Origin of the sequence: Paenibacillus sp. FSL K6-1318 (assembly GCF_037976905.1) — a bacterium.
In the GTDB taxonomy this organism is placed as follows: domain Bacteria; phylum Bacillota; class Bacilli; order Paenibacillales; family Paenibacillaceae; genus Paenibacillus; species Paenibacillus amylolyticus_A.
Genome location: NZ_CP150270.1, coordinates 4,156,515 through 4,175,048, shown reverse-complemented (window position 1 = coordinate 4,175,048; position 18,534 = coordinate 4,156,515). Strand labels below are relative to the sequence as shown.

17 protein-coding genes and 1 other annotated feature are annotated in these 18,534 nt (G+C 47.6%); of the genes, 9 read left to right on the top strand and 8 right to left on the bottom strand.

The window, feature by feature from the left end; translation table 11 throughout:
• Window positions 1–4 precede the first annotated feature (4 nt).
• The 4 genes from NYE45_RS18350 (at window position 5) to NYE45_RS18335 (ending at window position 3,234) form a co-directional block, all read left to right on the top strand.
• Entirely contained in the window at window positions 5–709 is a 705-nt protein-coding gene (locus tag NYE45_RS18350; protein WP_082762797.1) for a DnaD domain-containing protein, read from the top strand.
• A 120-nt stretch (window positions 710–829) separates the two neighbouring features.
• Window positions 830–1,456 (top strand): sigma-70 family RNA polymerase sigma factor, encoded by a 627-nt coding sequence (locus NYE45_RS18345; protein WP_340013552.1) that lies wholly within the window; start codon window positions 830–832, stop codon window positions 1,454–1,456.
• Window positions 1,449–1,901: a hypothetical protein gene (locus tag NYE45_RS18340; protein WP_340013551.1), complete on the top strand. Its 453-nt coding sequence runs from the start codon at window positions 1,449–1,451 to the stop codon at window positions 1,899–1,901. The genes NYE45_RS18345 and NYE45_RS18340 overlap by 8 nt, the downstream gene beginning before the upstream one ends.
• Window positions 1,902–1,938: 37 nt before the next feature.
• Complete coding sequence (locus tag NYE45_RS18335; RefSeq protein ID WP_340013550.1) at window positions 1,939–3,234, top strand: multi-tm2 domain protein; 1,296 nt, start codon at window positions 1,939–1,941, stop codon at window positions 3,232–3,234.
• A 152-nt stretch (window positions 3,235–3,386) separates the two neighbouring features.
• On the opposite strand, the gene NYE45_RS18330 is transcribed toward NYE45_RS18335, so the two are convergent.
• The 7 genes from NYE45_RS18330 to NYE45_RS18300 form a co-directional block, all read right to left on the bottom strand.
• A complete protein-coding gene (locus NYE45_RS18330) occupies window positions 3,387–4,040 on the bottom strand; it encodes a methylthioribulose 1-phosphate dehydratase (RefSeq protein WP_264927388.1) in 654 nt (217 codons plus the stop codon).
• Window positions 4,041–4,043: 3 nt separating this feature from the next.
• On the bottom strand, window positions 4,044–4,721 hold the full coding sequence (locus NYE45_RS18325; protein ID WP_340013549.1) for a 2-hydroxy-3-keto-5-methylthiopentenyl-1-phosphate phosphatase: 678 nt from the start codon (window positions 4,719–4,721) through the stop codon (window positions 4,044–4,046).
• Window positions 4,718–5,941: a 2,3-diketo-5-methylthiopentyl-1-phosphate enolase gene (locus NYE45_RS18320; protein ID WP_176872585.1), complete on the bottom strand. Its 1,224-nt coding sequence runs from the start codon at window positions 5,939–5,941 to the stop codon at window positions 4,718–4,720. Before NYE45_RS18320 ends, NYE45_RS18325 begins: the two co-directional genes overlap by 4 nt.
• Window positions 5,938–6,798 (bottom strand): pyrroline-5-carboxylate reductase, encoded by an 861-nt coding sequence (proC, locus tag NYE45_RS18315; protein ID WP_036671976.1) that lies wholly within the window; start codon window positions 6,796–6,798, stop codon window positions 5,938–5,940. The genes NYE45_RS18320 and proC overlap by 4 nt, the downstream gene beginning before the upstream one ends.
• Before the next feature lie 36 nt (window positions 6,799–6,834).
• A complete protein-coding gene (locus NYE45_RS18310) occupies window positions 6,835–8,082 on the bottom strand; it encodes a glutamate-5-semialdehyde dehydrogenase (protein WP_340013548.1) in 1,248 nt (415 codons plus the stop codon).
• A gap of 57 nt (window positions 8,083–8,139) precedes the next feature.
• Window positions 8,140–9,243, bottom strand: coding sequence for a glutamate 5-kinase (proB, locus tag NYE45_RS18305; protein ID WP_340013547.1), 1,104 nt, complete (start codon window positions 9,241–9,243; stop codon window positions 8,140–8,142).
• A gap of 81 nt (window positions 9,244–9,324) precedes the next feature.
• Window positions 9,325–9,539: a binding site (T-box leader), on the bottom strand.
• Between the two features lie 64 nt (window positions 9,540–9,603).
• The gene (locus NYE45_RS18300) at window positions 9,604–10,812 is read right to left on the bottom strand and encodes a pyridoxal phosphate-dependent aminotransferase (protein ID WP_340013546.1); all 1,209 of its coding nucleotides are present in this window, start codon (window positions 10,810–10,812) and stop codon (window positions 9,604–9,606) included.
• A gap of 260 nt (window positions 10,813–11,072) precedes the next feature.
• Here NYE45_RS18300 and NYE45_RS18295 point away from each other — a divergent pair, with 260 nt between their 5' ends.
• The 4 genes from NYE45_RS18295 to NYE45_RS18280 all read left to right on the top strand — a co-directional run bounded on the left by NYE45_RS18295 (window position 11,073) and on the right by NYE45_RS18280 (window position 15,062).
• The gene (locus tag NYE45_RS18295; RefSeq protein ID WP_340013545.1) at window positions 11,073–12,068 is read left to right on the top strand and encodes an ABC transporter substrate-binding protein; all 996 of its coding nucleotides are present in this window, start codon (window positions 11,073–11,075) and stop codon (window positions 12,066–12,068) included.
• Between the two features lie 200 nt (window positions 12,069–12,268).
• Complete coding sequence (locus NYE45_RS18290) at window positions 12,269–13,891, top strand: AraC family transcriptional regulator (RefSeq protein ID WP_340013544.1); 1,623 nt, start codon at window positions 12,269–12,271, stop codon at window positions 13,889–13,891.
• 73 nt (window positions 13,892–13,964) lie between these two features.
• Entirely contained in the window at window positions 13,965–14,786 is an 822-nt protein-coding gene (locus NYE45_RS18285; RefSeq protein ID WP_340013543.1) for a carbon-nitrogen family hydrolase, read from the top strand.
• Window positions 14,787–14,876: 90 nt separating this feature from the next.
• On the top strand, window positions 14,877–15,062 hold the full coding sequence (locus NYE45_RS18280; protein ID WP_017687767.1) for a hypothetical protein: 186 nt from the start codon (window positions 14,877–14,879) through the stop codon (window positions 15,060–15,062).
• Between the two features lie 235 nt (window positions 15,063–15,297).
• Here NYE45_RS18280 and NYE45_RS18275 read toward each other — a convergent pair whose 3' ends face one another.
• A complete protein-coding gene (locus NYE45_RS18275) occupies window positions 15,298–16,218 on the bottom strand; it encodes a LysR family transcriptional regulator (RefSeq protein WP_340013542.1) in 921 nt (306 codons plus the stop codon).
• 366 nt (window positions 16,219–16,584) lie between these two features.
• Between NYE45_RS18275 and NYE45_RS18270 the strand changes: the two genes are divergently transcribed.
• Window positions 16,585–18,498 (top strand): beta-glucoside-specific PTS transporter subunit IIABC, encoded by a 1,914-nt coding sequence (locus tag NYE45_RS18270; protein ID WP_340013541.1) that lies wholly within the window; start codon window positions 16,585–16,587, stop codon window positions 18,496–18,498.
• Window positions 18,499–18,534 lie beyond the last annotated feature (36 nt).

Genomic DNA, 18,534 nt, shown 5'->3' with positions numbered 1-18,534 from the left:
GTCTATGGAAGACACCACATCCAAAGCGTGGTTGGATGGAGCAGCTTATGGCATGACTTCGGGTACAGCTCACCTGCCGTATGCTTTGTTACGTTATTATCACCAGCTTGGCCTATCAGATGCAGAAGTGCTTCTTCTGATTCAACTGCTAGGGTTTCGTCAGGCAGAGTTCAATGAGTTTCCCACGCTTGAAGAGCTTGCGGGACGCATGGGACTTGCACCTGAAGGCATTGCCAGAATGTTGCAACGTCTGATGAGGGATGGATATATTGCGATTGACGAACATCGTGACGAGGAACGTGACATCCAGTACGAGCGATATGATTTACATGGATTATATGCCAAGCTTGCAGCGTGCACTGCCGAAGAAGTAGCCGCATACCGTGCGGAGCAGCTGAGCAGCAGTACAGCACGTCAAGATTCGAACAGTGTTCAAAAAGAAGAGGAAGAACGAAACATGTTCTCCATCTTTGAAAAAGAATTCGGCCGTCCACTATCTCCAATGGAGTGTGAGACGATATCCAGCTGGTTGGATCAGGATCGTTATCAAGAGGAACTGATTCTCATGGCTCTGAAGGAAGCGGTTTTTGCAGGCAAAGTTCATTTCCGGTATATCGATCGAATTCTGCTTGAGTGGAGCCGCAATCGTGTCAAGACCGTTCAAGACGCGAAGGCGTACACGCAGCGGTTTCGTAATGGTGGACGTTGATTCAAGCGTAGGCAAGAACAAGAAACAGGCCAGAAGTCATTCTGTGCCTGTTTTTTTTGGGATTATAAGTTGATGAGTTATCAGCGGCACCAACCTTTCAGGCAATGAATTCACTTTGTTTTGAAAAATTTGATGGATCACGCAGGGGTTACCACACAAGCTGTCGTCTATTGTATTGGAGAGGAGGGGAGAGTTATTGATGAAGCGCGCGTAATCGAACAAATCCGTCAAGGAGATACATCCCAGATGCGTATTCTGATTGATAAGTATAGCCAGCATGTGTACCATGTGGCCTATTCCGTACTCAGGAACGATCAGGAAGCACAGGATGCAGCTCAGGAGGCGTTCATACAGATGTATAAGTCTCTCCCCGACTACCGTTCCGAAGGTTTCAAAACGTGGTTAACCCGAATTGCCTTTCACAAAGCGATTGATGCCAAACGCAAGCTGGGCAGACGAAGTGCTGAGGATCTGGGTGGAGAAGAAAAAATAATAAACATGCCCGGACGGGATGAAGACGTTCTTGCCCGTCTCGTTCGTGAAGAACGTCAGGATAAACTTCGCGAACGAATTAATCAGTTGCCTGCTCAGCACCGTGACATTATCACTGCGTATTATCTAAGTGAAAAAAATTATGAGCAGATTGCCAGTGATGCACAGGTGGCTGTGAAGACTGTGGAGTCCCGCTTGTATCGTGCCCGGCAGTGGATTCGGAATCATTGGAAGGAGGATGAATGGCGTGAGTAAACAGGAGAAGTATACCGTTGCACAATGGACTGATTATATTGAAGGGCATATGAGTGAAACTCAAGCGAACCGGATGGAACAGCTTCTGATGGAAGACGCAGATGCGATGGACAGCTATCTGGAAGCGCTCGGTATCCATGGGGAGCTGCCTCCGCTACATGACCCGGCAGGGTTTGCGGATTCAGTCATGCATCGGATTGAGGGTATTCAGCCAACCCAATCACAGCGCAAATCCCGCGCTGGACGAAACCGACGCTGGCTTGAACATAAAGTGTTTCATTATGCGGTAGCGGCCTGTTTGACATTGATCTTCCTCTCGTCAGGACTTTTTGACAAGGTAGCACCTTATCACAAGTTCCAGGATGGCGACCACAGAGGGTCTTTTACGGAAAAATGGACGGAGGCAGCCACCTCATGGCTGGATAACTTCAAGCCTAAACCATAAATGGTTTCGCATTGCCTGAAAAGAAAGGATGACGACTGTGCACTCAGATCGTAATAAATTACTCGCATTTCTATTAAACCTGATACCCGGTCTTGGTTTTATGTATTGGGGTCGAGCCGCAAGGGCTGTGATCTATCCATTGCTTTTCTTCGGAACAGCTGTTGGCTCATTCATGCTGGCGTGGGCGTTTGGCCAACAGGACTTGATGATTTTTGGTGCACTATGTGCCATGTTCTTCTGGGGAGTCAGTATGCTGGATATCAGTATACTTCTGCTCCGAACATCATCTCCACGTGATGCTCGATACCAAGGTTATGGGGCACATTACGGAACTCAACATCAAGGAGCAGCCTATCAACAAGGACCATTCGCTGGTCAGGGAGATCCCTTGGAGCATATGAATGAAGATGAGATGCATCATCAGCATCGAGGTGATGAATATGGCGTGCCTTCGGGTCCTTATAGTCAACCCATGTATCGAAAAGGCAGTGAAAGCGAACGGTTTTTTACGATTTTGCTTTCTTTTGTTCCAGGTCTGGGACATCTTCATCTCGGACTGTTGCATCGCGGTTTATCATTCCTGATCGCTTTCTTCGGTTCATTTGCCATGATGGTTTTTGTAGCTTCTATTACGAATGAATCCGTATTTCTGATGTTCTTGCTCATTCTGCCTGTTATTTGGGTGTACTGTATGTTCGATGCGGTTCAGCATGTGCATCGCAGGCAGGCCGGTGAGGTATTGCAGGATCGTACGTTGTTCGAGGAGCTGGAGATGGGCAGGGCCTCTGGACGGCGAAGCAAAGTGCTGGCAACCCTGTTATCAGCCTTCCCGGGTGCGGGTCATCTATATCTGGGAATGCAAAAAAGAGGCATGCAATTGATGTTCCTGTTCCTGGGCAGCATCTATGTTCTGGACTTGCTTCACTTATCGGTGTTTCTGTTCATGATTCCACTGGTCTGGTTCTACAGCTTCTTTGATGGGCTACAGTGCTCCAGTCGTTATGGACGCGAACCATTGGTTGATCAGCCGATCTTCAAGGACTGGGCCCGCCATCAACGCCTGATTGGATTCGGAATTGCAGCGCTGGGTCTATACTATCTGACGATCCGACTTGTCATTCCACAGCTGAATGAGCTGTTCCCTGATGCATTTATGACATACGAGATCCGTTCCTATTTGAACACCGTCATTGTATCCTTGCTGCTCATTTTTGGCGGCTTGAAGCTGCTGTTTGGAAAGCAGCGGGGGACAGGTATCCAAAGTGCTGCTCATCGAAATGATGAGGGAGCAGACAGTCTCTTTTTATTCAAGGATCGGGATGATCGACTGTAGGGTGACTTAAAGAATGGTTACACTGACACTACAATGACAGAGCAACCTTTCAATCGCTGTTATCCCACAAACAAAAAAACACGCCAAGGGCTATGTATACCAGCCTCTGGCGTGTTTTTGGTTATGCTGCTTTGATTTCGAATAAATGATTGCTATTTCGTAGCGCCCTTCAGCAGAAGTTGCCGGTACATCACTTCGAACAGGAATTCGAAAGCTTCGAGATGACGTTTCGCTTCAAAAGCATCCTTGCCCCACGCATATATGCCGTGATTACGAAGTAAGATCCCTGGCACTTTAGCATCCAGAACATCCGGTACCAATTCAGCAATGGATGGAATGTCCGCAAAGTTTGGCAGGACGGGTACACGAATCTCCGCATTTTCTTCCCAGATGTTGAAAGCCTTGATCAACTCGATGCCTTGAATCGGCACCTGACCCTCTGCGCCAAAAAATTCGCTAATCAGGTTGTTAAACACGGTATGCACGTGGAATACAGCGCCACAACCCGTCAAACGATAGATTTCGCAGTGAATCAACGTTTCGGCACTTGGTTTCAACGTTGTTGTTTCAATTGCTTTGCCATGCTTGTCTACAAAAAGGAAGTCTTCCGGTGTGCGAAGAGATTTGTCTTTACCTGAGGCAGTAACTGCAAAATAAAATTGCTCCGGATCAAAATCTCCTACACGCATTGAAAGGTTGCCACTTGTTCCAGGGAACCAGTTACGGCTGGCGAACAACGCTTTAATATCAGCCAGTTCTTCAAGGACCTGACGTTTGTGTTCCAATGTAATCTTTTCAAAGCCCATCGTTTACAGCACTCCTTGTGTTTGCTTCTGTTTCATATCTTCGATGATATCGTAAAAGGTAGCGAATGGCACATGGTCCACACCAAGTTCAATACACTTATCCGTCAAAATGGAGCGGGAATAGACGAGATCGGCAATTTTGGCACCTTCAAAATCCGTCAAACTGTCTCCAATAAGGATGCGATTATATTGTTCTTCCGGGAAGGTACGAATCACGGTTGTTTTGCACATGCCGCAGCCGTTCTCACAAGGAGGTTGGCAAGGGTTCGGCCATTCAATCCGAATGGTTTCACCCGAGAAGTCAGCTCCGTTGCAATAGACATGATCCTGTGGGATATGGAATGGTGCGAGTAAAGGCTCGATAAAGAAGTCCATGCCACCGCTGGTCACATTAAATTCGATACCTTCGTTACGAACGTACTCAAGAAACTCGCTGAATCCTTCACGGATGCCCGCTTGTCCAAGCACGAATTCCACAATTTCATCTTTCTGCGATGAAGGCAACAGAGCGAACATGGCTCCAACACCTTCACGCAGCGAGATGTTTTGCTCGATTGTATCTTTCATAATCGCTTCAATGCCCTCAGGCTTGAAATGTTTCATAATTGCGACAATATTGTCTGAGAGCGTAATCGTACCGTCAAAGTCACAGAAAATGACTGTTTTCTTATCACTTCTCATCGTTCGCCACCCCACAGATCCAATGCGCTTTTCAGCTCTGGATGTTCGGTTGCATACTGCGCGAGTGGAATGGAGCGCTGAGCTGCCTCAATGGCTTGCAGGAATGCACGTCCGCCTGCCTCAGTGCCCATAGGATGTCCGTGAATACCGCCACCAGCATTAACGATGACATCTGTGCCAAAGTCGCGCAAAATAAGCGGTACAAGGCCTGGATGGATACCGGCGGAAGGCACTGGCATACTGGTTCGTACAGGCAGATCGGCTGTCAGTAATTGCTCCGTAATCGCCATATTTTCTTCCTTCGGCATCGTTACCGAACCATAAGGAGAAGGGAAGAGCACCAGATCGGCACCCGCAAGTCGCATCAACTGGCCAAGTACAACCGAAGCCGACATGCCGTAATGTGGCGAAGGGTACAGTGCTCCTGCAAGCGCAGGGTGAGCCATAATCGGCACATTGATATCAGGATCACTGCTGAGTTCATGCAGCACATCATATCCGTAAGACAATACGTTGAACAACAGGGCATTGGCTCCTGCACCAATGGCGCGTTCAGCTTGCTCTTTCAGACGAGATGTAGGTCCTGTGAGATTGGTTGCATACAGTAGCTTCTTGCCCGTCTCCTGGCGTGCCTGTTCGGCAGCTTTCATGCAGACCTCGACTCTTTTTTCGATGGGTGTCAATTTGTTTTCGAATAGAATTTCATCGTCCTTGATCAGATCAACGCCACCAAGAGCCTGACGAATAAATTGTTCACGCAGTTCATCTGCATCCAGTCCAATAACCGATTTGAAGATACTCATTAACAGTGGACGGTCATGTACACCAAGTAGGTCACGAACACCATTCAGTCCAAACTTGGGTCCCGGGAATGCACTCAGGAAGCCATCCGAGAAACCAAGCTTTGTCAATTTGATCCGGCCATCCATTGAGATTTTGCCAAAGACCGTCACGAGCAGGGCAGGGATATCACGGCTGAAGTTAACATCAGGATATCCGATGGTAATATCGGCGTAACGCTCGCCCGCAGCCATGCCATCAGCTTCATGTACTTCTACACTGATTACTTCGCCCAGATGCTTCTGCATCGCTTCGCGTTGGGCTTGTGGCAACTCCGTCCAGCTACCCACGGTCATGCCGATCGCGATGGACTGAGCCTTCTTGCGAAAGTCTGCATGATCATCATGCAGACGATATGTGGCTGTACACATGTTATTCATTTTAAATCCCCTTCCAAAGCAGCTCCCATCTCCCGTGAGCGCTCTGCACAGCGGTTGACGGCTGCGATTACATTTTCAAAGAAATCTCCTTCGTCCAGCGTCTTCAGTGCTGCCTGCGTTGCCCCTCCCGGGGATGTCACATCACTACGAAGCTTCATCGGTTCCAAACCGGTTTGTTGTACCATACGTGACGCGCCCAGCACTGTCTGAACAGTGAGGTCACGAGATTGCTGGCTGGATAAACCACCACGAATACCTGCGGCAATCATGGCCTCCATTAAATAGTATACATAAGCAGGGCCGCTTCCGGAAATCCCTGTGAGCACTTCGAGTTTATCTTCAGGCACGATGGTCACGATACCAACGGCTTCAAACATGGTCATCACCGTACTGCGCTGCTCATCCGTAATCTCCGCAGAGAAGGCAAGCCCGGTAGCGCCGAGTCCAATGGTACTGGATGTATTCGGCATGGTTCTGGCAATCGGCTGTTTACGACCGAGCAAGGACTGCATCGTGCGGATCGATAATCCGGCAATGACAGACACGATCAGTTGATCAGGTGATAACAGCGGACCCAGTTCGCGCAGCGCTGCGGCAGCATCTTTGGGTTTCATACAGAGTACAATGACCGGAGTGGAGGCAAGATGATCCAGAGATTGTGAGGCAGTTCCGGTATGTACAGCATAACGGGTGCTGAGCTCCTCCTGACGTTTCTGGTTGCTGCGGTTCAGCATCGTAATATCCTGAGGACGAACGACTAGGCGGGAGATCAGTCCGCGCACGATGGCTTCAGCCATCGCGCCTGCTCCGTGGAAAGTAATCTTTTGTTGTAGTAACGTCTGTTGCTCTTGACTCATATTTATCGTTCCTCCTATATAACTGGTGCTGGAATATTATTGACGAATCTGTCCATTGCCTGTAATACGATATTTGGTTGACGTCAGTGCTGGTAGTCCCATCGGTCCACGTGCATGCAGTTTCTGGGTACTGATTCCGATTTCGGCTCCATAGCCAAATTCAAATCCGTCGGTGAAACGCGTGGAAGCATTGTGATAGACGGCTGCTGCATCCACATCATGCATGAAGCGTTCTGCATGGGCTGTATCCCGGGTTACGATACACTCGGAATGTTTGGTTCCGTAATGTGCGATGTGCTGCATCGCTTCGTCCAGGTTCTCGACCACCCGGATATTTAAAATGTAGTCGTTGTACTCGGTCGCATAGTCTTCCTCGGTTACCTCAAGGGCAGAAGGAACAAGACGGCGCACCGTATCGCAACCTTTCAAGACCACACTGGCTTCACGGAATTGCTCGGCAAGAGCAGACAGGTGCTCTTCCGCGTATGCGGCATGCAGCAGCAACGTTTCCATGGAGTTACATACAGATGGACGTTGTGCCTTCGCATTGATGGCGATTTCGGCTGCCATGATCGGATCAGCTGATTCATCCACATAGGTATGACAGATGCCTGCCCCGGTTTCAATAACAGGTACGGTTGCATTGGCAACCACATTACGAATGAGTGAGGCCCCGCCGCGTGGAATGATGACGTCCAGCAGGCCGTTCAACTTGAGCATTTCATCGACGGAAGCACGATCTGCATCCTCAACCAGTTGCAGCGCATCAGCTGGCATATTTGTCGTTGCCAGTGCCTGATGCAGCACCTCCACAATTTTACGATTGGAGGACAGGGCAGAGGAGCCGCCGCGCAGAAGCACCGCATTGCCTGTTTTCAGACATAAGCCAGCTGCGTCTACAGTTACATTAGGACGAGCTTCATAGATAATGCCAATCAGGCCAATCGGCACTCTTAATTTTTCAACATGCAATCCGTTAGGACGGGTAAATGTCTCCAATACTTCACCGACTGGATCAGGCAGATCCGCAATCTGACGTAATCCTTCAGCGATGCCAGCAATGCGCTCCTTATTAAGGGCGAGTCGATCCAGCATGGATTCCGGCGTGCCTTGTTCTCTGCCTCGTACCAGATCTTCGGCATTTGCCGTAATGATGGAATCCGTCTCCGTAATCAATGCATCTGCCATGACACGCAGGGCTGTATTTTTCTGTTCTGTATTCAAACGGTTCAGCTGTGGAACCGTGGCTTGAGCTTTGCTGGCTTTTTCTCTGACTTCACTCATCTTAATTCCTCCTCATATATATAAAAGTTGAGTATTTTGACCACTATTGCTTCATGTTTATTTTAACGTAATCCACTCGTCTCTATGAATAACCTCGAGTCGGTGGATGCTAGCGAGTTGTTTCATCACTTCGCCACTGGGAAGTCCGGCAATGAGTCGAAGCTGGTCATCATCATAATTGACAATACCGCGACCGAGCAAGGTTTCATCCATTCCAATGACCTCTACAACGTCTCCGGCGTGGAACGTTCCGAGTACCCGCTTGACTCCTACAGGTAGAAGACTGTGGCCCCCATGGACAAGTGCTTCTTCAGCACCATCATCCACCACGACTGTACCCAGCGGAGTAGACATAAAGCCGAGCCACTGCTTTTTACGGGATAGCGAAGCGAGTCGTGTCTCAAAGTAAGTTCCTTTGCCCGTGCCCTCAACCGCCTGCCGCATATCTCCAGGTTCTTTCACGCTTCCCACAAATACGGGTACCCCTCCACGCGTAGCAACCTTGGCTGCATCGACTTTGGATCGCATGCCACCTGTGCCAACCGATGATCCTGAACCACCGGCAAACGCGTAGATCTCAGCCGTGATTTCGGGGATCCGGTCGTAACGTACGGCAGAAGGATCTTTACGCGGATCTGCGGTGTACAGCCCGTTAGTATCGGTAAGAATGATCAGATGCTGTGCCTTCACCAGGTTTGCAACCAATGCGGACAACAGATCGTTATCACCAAACTTCAATTCATCCACCGATACCGTATCATTCTCATTAAAAATCGGTATCACTCGCTGTTTGAGCAGCTCTTCTACAGTCATACCTGCATTCCCCATGCGCTTACGACTGTGAAAGTCTGTGCGGGTTAACAAAATTTGCGCCGTAGTAACGCGGTGCGCTGCAAAAGCCTGTTGATATGCCTGCATGAGTAATGCCTGCCCAACGGCCGCTGCCGCTTGTTTCTCATGCAGCAGTTTGGGGCGTTGAGGGTAACCGATCTCCCGGAATCCGGCCGCTACCGCTCCAGAGGTGACCAGAAGTACTTCATGACCCTGATCAGCCAATGCTGCAATTTCTCCGGCAAAGAAAGTGATCGAACTGCGATCCAGACCGCCTTCTTCCGTTGTAAGCGAGCTGCTTCCAATCTTAACTACAATACGTGAAGTCATGGTTTCACTTCCTTAAACATAATTAATAAGTGCTTCTGAGCAGGCTTTAGCGGGTACAAAAAAAACTCCCGCCCTTTAGTTAAAAAGGACGAAAGTTCGTTACTTCCGCGGTACCACCTTTATTGATGATTAGATCATCCGGCTTCATGCCCTGTAACAGAAGGCACTGTCCTGTACGTAACAGGCCGCTCAGGGGTAGGTTTCAGAGAAGAGTCGCGGTAAATTCTTTCAGCAGGGTGGAATTTACTCTCTGGGCGCGACTGATATTCTCTTACTGGTCCCGTCATCACGTTTCGTTCAATATTTCTTATAACATACCATGGAAACTTGGCATATGCAAAGGGGTTATGGTCCTGTAAATTACTTGAATAAATTCAGCTTGCCAATCCGCTCCACAGCTTCGCGTAATCGGTTTTCATCACTTAGCAGTCCTGCGCGTACATAGCCTTCACCATGCGAACCAAAACCAATACCTGGTGCTACGGCCACCTTGGCCTCTCGCAGTAACAAGTCTGCAAATGAAGCGGAGGTATAACCTGCAGGTACAGGCAACCAGCTGAAGAATGAACCTGCGGGTTTCGAAGCTTGCCAGCCAATAGAGGAAAGAGCGTCATAAAACGCATTGCGACGGGATTCATAACGTGAAACCAGCGAAGTAACACATTCCTGAGATCCAGTGAGTGCTTCCGTTGCCGCAGCCTGAATCCCACCGAAGAGACTGACATAGATATGATCCTGAAGCAGATTGATTTTAGAGACAATCTCTGCATTACCAAGGGCGAATCCAACACGCCATCCAGCCATATTGTATGTTTTGGATAACGTATAGAACTCGATGCCCACTTCTTTGGCACCAGGGGCTTGTAGGAAACTCACTGGACGATGGCCGTCAAATCCAATCGCACCGTAGGCAAAGTCGCTGGCAACGACAATTTGATTCTGAAGGGCAAACTCAACCGTATCTTCGTAGAACGAAAGTGGAGCCGTTGCCGACGTTGGATTGTTGGGATAGTTGAGGAACATCAGCTTGGCCTTCTCCCGATCTTCGGCTGTAACAGCTTCGTAATCCGGTAGGAATGCATTGGACTCGAGCAAAGGCATAAATGACATGTTTGCTTTGGCGAGTGCAACACCAGACCAGTAATCCGGGTAGCCCGGATCGGGAACGAGAACGGTGTCGCCGGGGTTAAGCAGGACCTGTGGTAACTGAACCAGACCTGTTTTGCCCCCGAACAAAATGGCAACTTCAGTCTCGGGATCCAGATCAACGTTGTAATCTTCCTTATAACGTTTGGCTACAGCTTTCTTCAGGAAAGAGTATCCTCTAAAGGGTGAATATTTGTGATAGAGGGGATTTTCAGCCGATTCTTGCAGTGTTTTCACAATATGAGGTGGTGTAGGTGTATCCGGGTTCCCCTGACCCAGGTTGATCACGTCATGTCCACTTGCGATTTCACGATTTACATTTTGAACAAGGGTAGCAAAAAATTGCGTTGGCAGCTGTGTCATCACATCAGAAGTTGGTATCTTAAAAGCTGAACGAGCAGATGTATGATCTGAATTGGTCATTATATTCATCACTCCGGTTATTAAAAATGGCAAATAGTTCTCATTAATTTATCACGTCAATCCCGAGCTGTATAGAGGGAAATCCACTTGCTTATGCAGTAAATGGCAGTCCAGAGCGGCGTATTGTACAAAACTGAAATTGCTCATTTAGTTTTGTCCATTGAGATGGGAGAGACCCTGATTTATGATAATATCCGATAATGATAATCAATATCATTAATTCCTTGCACAACGCACATGATATAGGGGGAGAAATAGAAATGAAAAAGGGCATTCGAAATACAGCAGTATTATTTACGGTTACGTGGTTATCCATTCTGTTGCTGGCTTGTGGAAATCAGGCTACAACACCTGCTGCTGGAGCAGATGATTCCAAAGCAGCCACAGAAACCACGGAGACCCAAACCGCAACGGAAGAGACGAACGAGGCCGAAACCCGAGTATTCAAAGATTGGACAGGTCATGAAGTAGAGGTCCCTGTAACACCGAAACGTGTCATCTATCATGGAGAAGTTACCGGGGATCTGCTCGCGCTTGGTGTTGTTCCTGTAGGCATACTTCGTCAGGATGGGACCGTATACGATGATCAGGTTGCTCAGGCAGAGGATGTAGGATTTCCAATCAGTGTGGAAAAGGCGCTAGCCTTAAATCCCGATCTGATCATTTTCTCGAACAGTGATGAGGCACAATACGATCAGATCTCGAAAGTTGCACCAACGGTTACATTTGATTCGTTCGGGTCAATAGAAGATCGCATGCGCATCCTTGGCGACTTGTTAAACAAGAAGCAAGAGGCAGAGGACTGGATCACAGCTCATCAAAAAGCGACAGAAGAGATGTGGACGCAACTTCATGAGAACGGATTGAAAGAAGGAGAGACGGCTTCGGTATTCACCATGTATCCCGGGAATCGTCTGTTTGTTATGGCGGGTGCAGGATTGCCACAGTTGTTATATGGAAAAGACGGGCTGAAGCCAACCGCGGAAATCCAGAAAGTATTGGATGAAGACATGGGATTTGTAGAGATTTCAACTGAAAAATTATCTGATTTTGCCGGTGATCGGATATTTATTCTGGATCCTGTAACCGACGATGCCAAGCAATCCACCAAGGAATTACTGGATAGTTCAATCTGGAAGAACCTGCCTGCGGTGAAGGAAGGAAAAGTATATCGTTTTGATATCGTCAAAGCTTCAAGTGATGCGCTCTCCAGGGAGTGGCTGCTACAAGAGCTTCCGAAACAGATGATCCAATAAATTATGATGAGCTAGTAAGGCACCAGTAATACCTTTGAGTATGCAGTTATAAAAAAGTAAAAGGAGCCTTCAACCTTTCGTTGAACGCTCTTTTTGCTGATTAAACTCATATCTGGATTATTAATAATTGCTCGCTTATAATCAGATCATACAGAAAGATTGATAATTATTCTCATTTTAGAAAAACGAGGTGAACCGACATGCAGGCTTTGGATGCCGATGGGGGAGCGTTGTTCTTTTCAGCATTCATGTTTCGGCTGGATCATCTGGTACGACGAATTGAAGCACCTGAACAGGTGATGCTGGAAGTTGCTTGCGAGAAACATGCCTTCCTGATCTGTGAAGAAGGGGATGGACGTTTATATATTGGACATGAACAGTTTCCGTTTACTACGGGATGTGTTTATCCGCTCTCTCCGGGAGAAGGGTACCAGATTGAACATCGTAATGACTCGGAATTGAAATACATCATGGTGGCTTTTGATGTCATTCATGTATTGACGGGTGATCCGGAGCTCTTTACACGCACTGTATTTGAACACAGAAACCAATTGAATGGTTATCCCTATGCTCCATTAAGTGGGCTGCTGGAGCAGATGTATGTCATTCGGGATTATAAAACAGATGCCGAATACAGTCATCTGAATGCACAGTTCCAAAAATGGATGGAGATGATCATTACCCGGTACACCTCTCCGAAGACGGAACAGAGTATGGAAGCCAGACTACACAGTACGATTCAGTATGTAGACGACCACTATGCTGAAGAAATCACTGTACAGAAACTGGCACGTCTCGCGGAGATCAGACCTGCACAGTATACGACCCTGTTCAGACAACTCACGGGTCACAAGCCGCTTGATTATGTGAATCATATACGTATCAAACATGCCAAGGAATGGCTTCGCAAATCGGATGAACCGCTTCGGGATATAGCGAGCCGCGTTGGGTTTAAGGATGAGTATTATTTCAGCAGGCGTTTTCGCCAAATTACCGGATTGTCTCCTCGTCAATATGACAGATCTATTCAGCAGCAAACGTTGGTACAAGATTGGTTGGGTCATGATGTGAATATTCCAGTAAACCCGGAGCGAATTATGTTTTACGGAGATTCAGCTGGAGATCTGCTGATGTTGGGCATTCCGATATTGGGAGATCAGACCTATGACGCGGTTGCTCCGGTTAATGTGGAAGCAGCTGTTATCATGAAGCCGGATTTGATCATCTTTGATAGCAACAACGAACAGCAATATGAACAACTTTCTCGCATTGCACCAACACTCGCTTATAACTCACATGCCATGTTGGACGAGCGAATGCGCAGTTTGGGCAATTGGTTTGGCAGACAATCTCAGGCTGAACAATGGCTAACCTCCTATGGGGAGCGTACTGAGCAGATGTGGGCGAAGATCCATACAGCGATTGAAGCAGGGGAAACGGCATCCGTATTTACATACCATCGGGGTGCACGATTATTTGTTATGGGCAATATCGGTCTGGCGCCATTGTTATACCATCCGTTGGGATTCAGGCCAGTTAACAAAGTGAAGGAAGCACTTACGGCGGGCAGAGCCTATAAGGAAATTTCGGCTGAAGCGGTACGTCAGTATGCGGGAGATCATGTATTTGTCATGCTGCCTGAGGAAATTGTAGCCCGGCAGGCTACAGAGATGCTGATGAAAAGTCCCAGTTGGAAGGCCCTTTCGGCTGTGCAGAATGGACGGGTGTACCCTGTCGAGGAGTCGATCTGGAATGTGGGTGACGCGCTCACGAGTGATCGATTGCTGACTCTGCTGCCTGAGTTGTTATGTGGAAGTTCATAACGAAAACAGGCTTGCAGTCCTTAAGAGGATCAAGCTATGATAGCAGGTATTACGGTTCAGAGGAGTGCTTGTCATGACAGAAAAACAACAGGGAGAAATGCGTGTAGCCCTGATTCAGGGCGATATTCAACTCGGAGACCCTGAGGCCAATCATAAACATATGCAGACGTTGCTTGAACGTGCGGTAGAACAATATCCGGATCTGGGGCTGGCTGTGTTACCTGAGATGTGGAATACCGGATACGCTTTGACGCAAATTCATGAACTCGCTGACCCGGAAGGCCAGAAATCTCGGGAGTGGCTGTCTGCTTTTGCCCAAAAACATCAAATTTCCATCGTTGGCGGTTCAATCGCCGAGAAACGGGATGGTCAAATATACAATACAATGTACGCTTATAATCGTGAAGGAAAACAGGTAACACGATACGATAAATTACATTTGTTCCGTCTGATGGATGAGGAGAAGTATCTACAGCCTGGTGCGGAACCAGAAATTTTTGAATTGGAGAACGGTCTTACAGCGGGTGCTTCGATCTGTTATGATATCCGGTTTCCGGAACTTGCCCGCACACTTGCTTTGAATGGTGCCAAGGCATTGATCGTACCGGCCGAATGGCCGAACCCTCGTCTGCACCACTGGCGTACGTTGCTTACGGCACGAGCGATTGAGAATCAGATGTATGTGATCGCGTGTAACCGTGTAGGTAAAGGGGGAGAGACCGAATTTTTCGGCCATTCTCTCATCATTGATCCTTGGGGTGAGATTGTGGCTGAAGGTGGCGAAGGGGAAGAGATCGTGACCGGAATTATTCGTCCGTCCCTGGTAGATGAGGTTCGCGGACGGATTCCCGTATTTGAAGACCGTCGACCTGGTGTTTATTTTGGGGAAAAATAAAAACGGAAATAAAATTCTTCAGTAAAGTGTTTATTCTTCCAGGAGGCGGGTAATGATAACTATCCCGTCACCAAGGAGGATGATCAATCAATGGACAACCATGTGAAAGATACGCTCAGGAGACTGGAACAGGATAACACAAGGGAAGATCACTTAAGGGCATTCTTAGAGAATGGAGCAGGAGGGCTATCACCCCCTGATTCAACTGTTCAGGACGAAGGCCGTGTCATGAATCAGCAAAACAGGCTGACAAGCGATCGTAATTTGCGTAAATAAACCGCCAAACATGAAGTTTTCTTATGTACGTTTCTACGTTAACATTATAAATTAGCATTGAAGCTAAACAATTTAACAAGCAACATTGTACTGTAACCAGTTACTGTGATTGCAATGGTAAGAACTTTATCCTGCGGATGCGGGAAACGAGTATATGACAAAGGCTTGGCCCATATGGGCCAAGCCTTTGTTTTGGTTCAGTACCCTATGTCTCCATAGCCACAGGGGGAATTCATTAGTCCCCTTGGGACAGATCAGCAACGGTTTGTTGAAACGTATGGATGAATGCTTCGGCTGCCTTCGACAGTACTCTGCCTTGACGATAAGCCACAACAAGCGTTCTGCTGGGTGTCGGCTCAGCAAGCGGCACGTACACAGGCACGAATTCACTGCGCGGGGCACGGGCGATAAAGCGTGGAACCAGGGTGATACCCATACCCGTGGCGACCAGCGACTGAACGGTTTCAATATTGGTGCTTTCAAACACAACTTGGGGATCAAAACCGGCCTGCTCACAGAGGTCAAATGTAAGTTTGCGGAATCCCTGTCCTTTTTTTAATACAACAAAGGGTTCATCCCGAAGCTCTTCAATTCGCACAGGAAGCGGATGTTCCGGATCTGCCCTGCATGCCAAAGGGTGATTCGGGGGAACTGCCAGATCAATCCGTTCTTCTCCAATGGTTACATAAGACAAGCTTGGCTCTTGTAAAGGAAGAGATAGCAGACTGAGATCAGCTTTGCCGCTTGCTGTCAATTTCTCAAGCGTAAGCCCCGAGTCTTCCAACAAGGTGACTTCAATCTCGGGATACGCTTGTTGAAACGCTGGAAGCACATGTGGGAGCAAGTGTGAGCCCGTGATCGGCATGCTGCCTACAACGACTTTACCTTTGCGAAGCTGTGAGATATCGGACATTTCCTGACGCAATAGCTCCACGGCATCTACGATCTTCTGGGCTTGCTCGACAAACGTAACACCCGCATGGGTTAACTCCACGGTACTTGTATTACGCTGAAACAGCAGTACACCCAATTCTTTTTCCAATTTGGATAATTGCTGGCTTAATGAAGGTTGGGCAATATGCAGCTTCTCTGCTGCCCGAGAGAAATTGCGTTCGGCCGCGATTTGCAGCGTATATTGAAGTTGTCTGAATTCCATCGTCATTGGTCATTCCTTTCGTTATGCCATCATTATATCACTACATATGAAGAAATCATTAATTTCGCTTAACCGCTTGCACTACATCAGAAGAGTTGCTATACTGATTTTGAAAACGCTTAAGAGAACTACTTACCCGGGTAAAACAAAATCAACGTTTTCATATGTGACAGCTTCAAGCTTTAGTACGAATACATTTCAAATGTTCATATTCTTTTTCGTTTATATAACTGAATAACATTCATCCAACGATGGCGTGTTACTGTTCGGCAGGCAAGACCTAGATTGGGTGGGAAGAATTTCTTTTTCCTACCCTTTTTAGGTCTTTTTTTGTTCCCATCAAGAAGAAATGGCGGAGGTGTCGTTATGAATTCCAAAAAGCTGGCTCAGGAAATTTTGGAGCATGTAGGTGGAAATAATAACATCAATCAAGTAATTCATTGTTCAACGAGATTACGTTTTACACTTAAAAATTCAAAGCTTGCCAATACAGAAGAGATCAAACGGTTGGATGGAGTCATAGGAGCCGTGGATAGTGGCGGGCAATATCAGGTCATCATTGGTAATGATGTGAGTTATGTATATAACGAACTGGCTCCGTTAGTAAGCATGGACACTTCTGGTGATGAGGTTAAGCCTCAGCGGGATTACAGTCCCAAGGGTCTGTTTAATGCCTTTGCCAATATCGTCGCAGGCATCTTCCAACCGATTATTCCGGCTATCGCAGCTTCTGGGATGCTCAAAGCTCTGCTGTTGCTGGCTACCGTTTTCGGGATTATGGCTAAGGAAGATCAGGCTTACGTATTTTTGAACGCGATCGCGGATGCAGGCTTTTATTTCCTGCCCATGCTGCTTGCCTTCTCAAGTGCAAACAAGTTCAAGGCTAATCCATATATAGCTGTATTACTGGGAGGCGTCTTGCTTCATCCGAACATGATTGGTCTTCTGGGTGGAGAGGAACCGGTGTATTTCCTTGGTATGAACGTACCGAATGTTGCTTATGCAACTTCCGTCATCCCGATTATTTTGACAGTTTGGCTGATGTCGTATATCGAACGCTTCGCTGACAAAGTATCACCCGGACCTGTAAAAATATTTTTGAAGCCGCTCATTGTGATCCTGATTGTTGCCCCGGTTTCGCTAATTGCACTTGGTCCATTGGGCACATATATCGGTACGGGAATGTCAGAGGGTGTCTTCTGGATACAGGATAAAGTGGGCTGGGTAACGGTCGTTATTATGTCGATGTTAATGCCATTTATCGTGATGTTTGGGATGCACAAGGTGTTTTATCCTGTAATCTTTGGAGCAATTGCTTCACCCGGTTATGAGACGCTGTTCCTCGTCTCAATGCTTGCTGCCAACATGGCACAAGGGGGAGGCGCACTGGCAGTAGCTTTCAAATCGAAAGACCCAAAAATGAAACAGATCGCTCTTTCTGCCGGAATTTCCGGTATGTTCGGGATTACTGAACCAGCAATCTACGGCGTGCATCTCCGACTGAAGAAGACATTTTGGGCTTGCATCATCGGGGCTGGAGCAGCGGGAATGTTTGCGGGCATTGTCAATCTGAAGGCATACACAGCTGTTGGTCCTGGTCTTGCTACATTGCCGATCTTTGTCAGCGATGATCCCAATAATATTTTATATGCGCTGATTACGGTTGCGATTTCTTCCGTTATTGCCTTTGTAGGGGTATTTCTGATCGGATTTCAGGATACCGCATCAAGCCTGGAGCCTGCCAATGCGAGTAAGCCATCAGGTGAGACAGTTTCTCCAATCCGCATGGATTCTCAGTCGCAAACTTCAAATTCCGGCGTGAAATCCAAAAAAGTGGTTTTTGCTCCTTTGGAAGGTAAAGTCCTGCCATTAAGAGAGGTGAAGGACGAGGCCTTCTCACAGGAAGCCATGGGACAAGGTATGGCCATTCAGCCAAGTGTTGGCAAGGTGTTTGCCCCGTTTGATGGTACCGTTGAGACGGTGTTCCGAACCAAACATTCCATCGGTCTGAGATCGGTAGAAGGGGTTGAACTTCTAATTCATGTCGGATTGGATACGGTGAAACTGAAAGGCCAGCATTTTGATGTAAAAGTGAACGAGGGAGAACAGATCTCCCATGGTCAGCTCCTGATCGAATTTGATCTTGAAGCTATACAGGCCGCAGGTTACGACACCACAACCCCTGTCATTGTGACGAATTCCTCGGATTATCTGGAGGTATTGGGTAATGAATCTACGGCGCTGACAGGACCGGGAAAACCATTAATTACGGTGTTATAACCCGCTGAAATATGAATGAAAGGCAGGCAGCCTGAT

Coding starts and splice junctions, on each gene's coding strand:
- NYE45_RS18350 (WP_082762797.1), top strand. CDS start 5: ATGGAAGACACCACATCCAAAGCGTGGTTGGATGGAGCAGCTTATGGC.
- NYE45_RS18330 (WP_264927388.1), bottom strand. CDS start 4,040: ATGGGCTTTGAAAAGATTACATTGGAACACAAACGTCAGGTCCTTGAA.
- NYE45_RS18325 (WP_340013549.1), bottom strand. CDS start 4,721: ATGAGAAGTGATAAGAAAACAGTCATTTTCTGTGACTTTGACGGTACG.
- NYE45_RS18320 (WP_176872585.1), bottom strand. CDS start 5,941: ATGAATAACATGTGTACAGCCACATATCGTCTGCATGATGATCATGCA.
- proC (WP_036671976.1), bottom strand. CDS start 6,798: ATGAGTCAAGAGCAACAGACGTTACTACAACAAAAGATTACTTTCCAC.
- NYE45_RS18310 (WP_340013548.1), bottom strand. CDS start 8,082: ATGAGTGAAGTCAGAGAAAAAGCCAGCAAAGCTCAAGCCACGGTTCCA.
- proB (WP_340013547.1), bottom strand. CDS start 9,243: ATGACTTCACGTATTGTAGTTAAGATTGGAAGCAGCTCGCTTACAACG.
- NYE45_RS18300 (WP_340013546.1), bottom strand. CDS start 10,812: ATGACCAATTCAGATCATACATCTGCTCGTTCAGCTTTTAAGATACCA.
- NYE45_RS18295 (WP_340013545.1), top strand. CDS start 11,073: ATGAAAAAGGGCATTCGAAATACAGCAGTATTATTTACGGTTACGTGG.
- NYE45_RS18290 (WP_340013544.1), top strand. CDS start 12,269: ATGCAGGCTTTGGATGCCGATGGGGGAGCGTTGTTCTTTTCAGCATTC.
- NYE45_RS18285 (WP_340013543.1), top strand. CDS start 13,965: ATGACAGAAAAACAACAGGGAGAAATGCGTGTAGCCCTGATTCAGGGC.
- NYE45_RS18280 (WP_017687767.1), top strand. CDS start 14,877: ATGGACAACCATGTGAAAGATACGCTCAGGAGACTGGAACAGGATAAC.
- NYE45_RS18275 (WP_340013542.1), bottom strand. CDS start 16,218: ATGGAATTCAGACAACTTCAATATACGCTGCAAATCGCGGCCGAACGC.
- NYE45_RS18270 (WP_340013541.1), top strand. CDS start 16,585: ATGAATTCCAAAAAGCTGGCTCAGGAAATTTTGGAGCATGTAGGTGGA.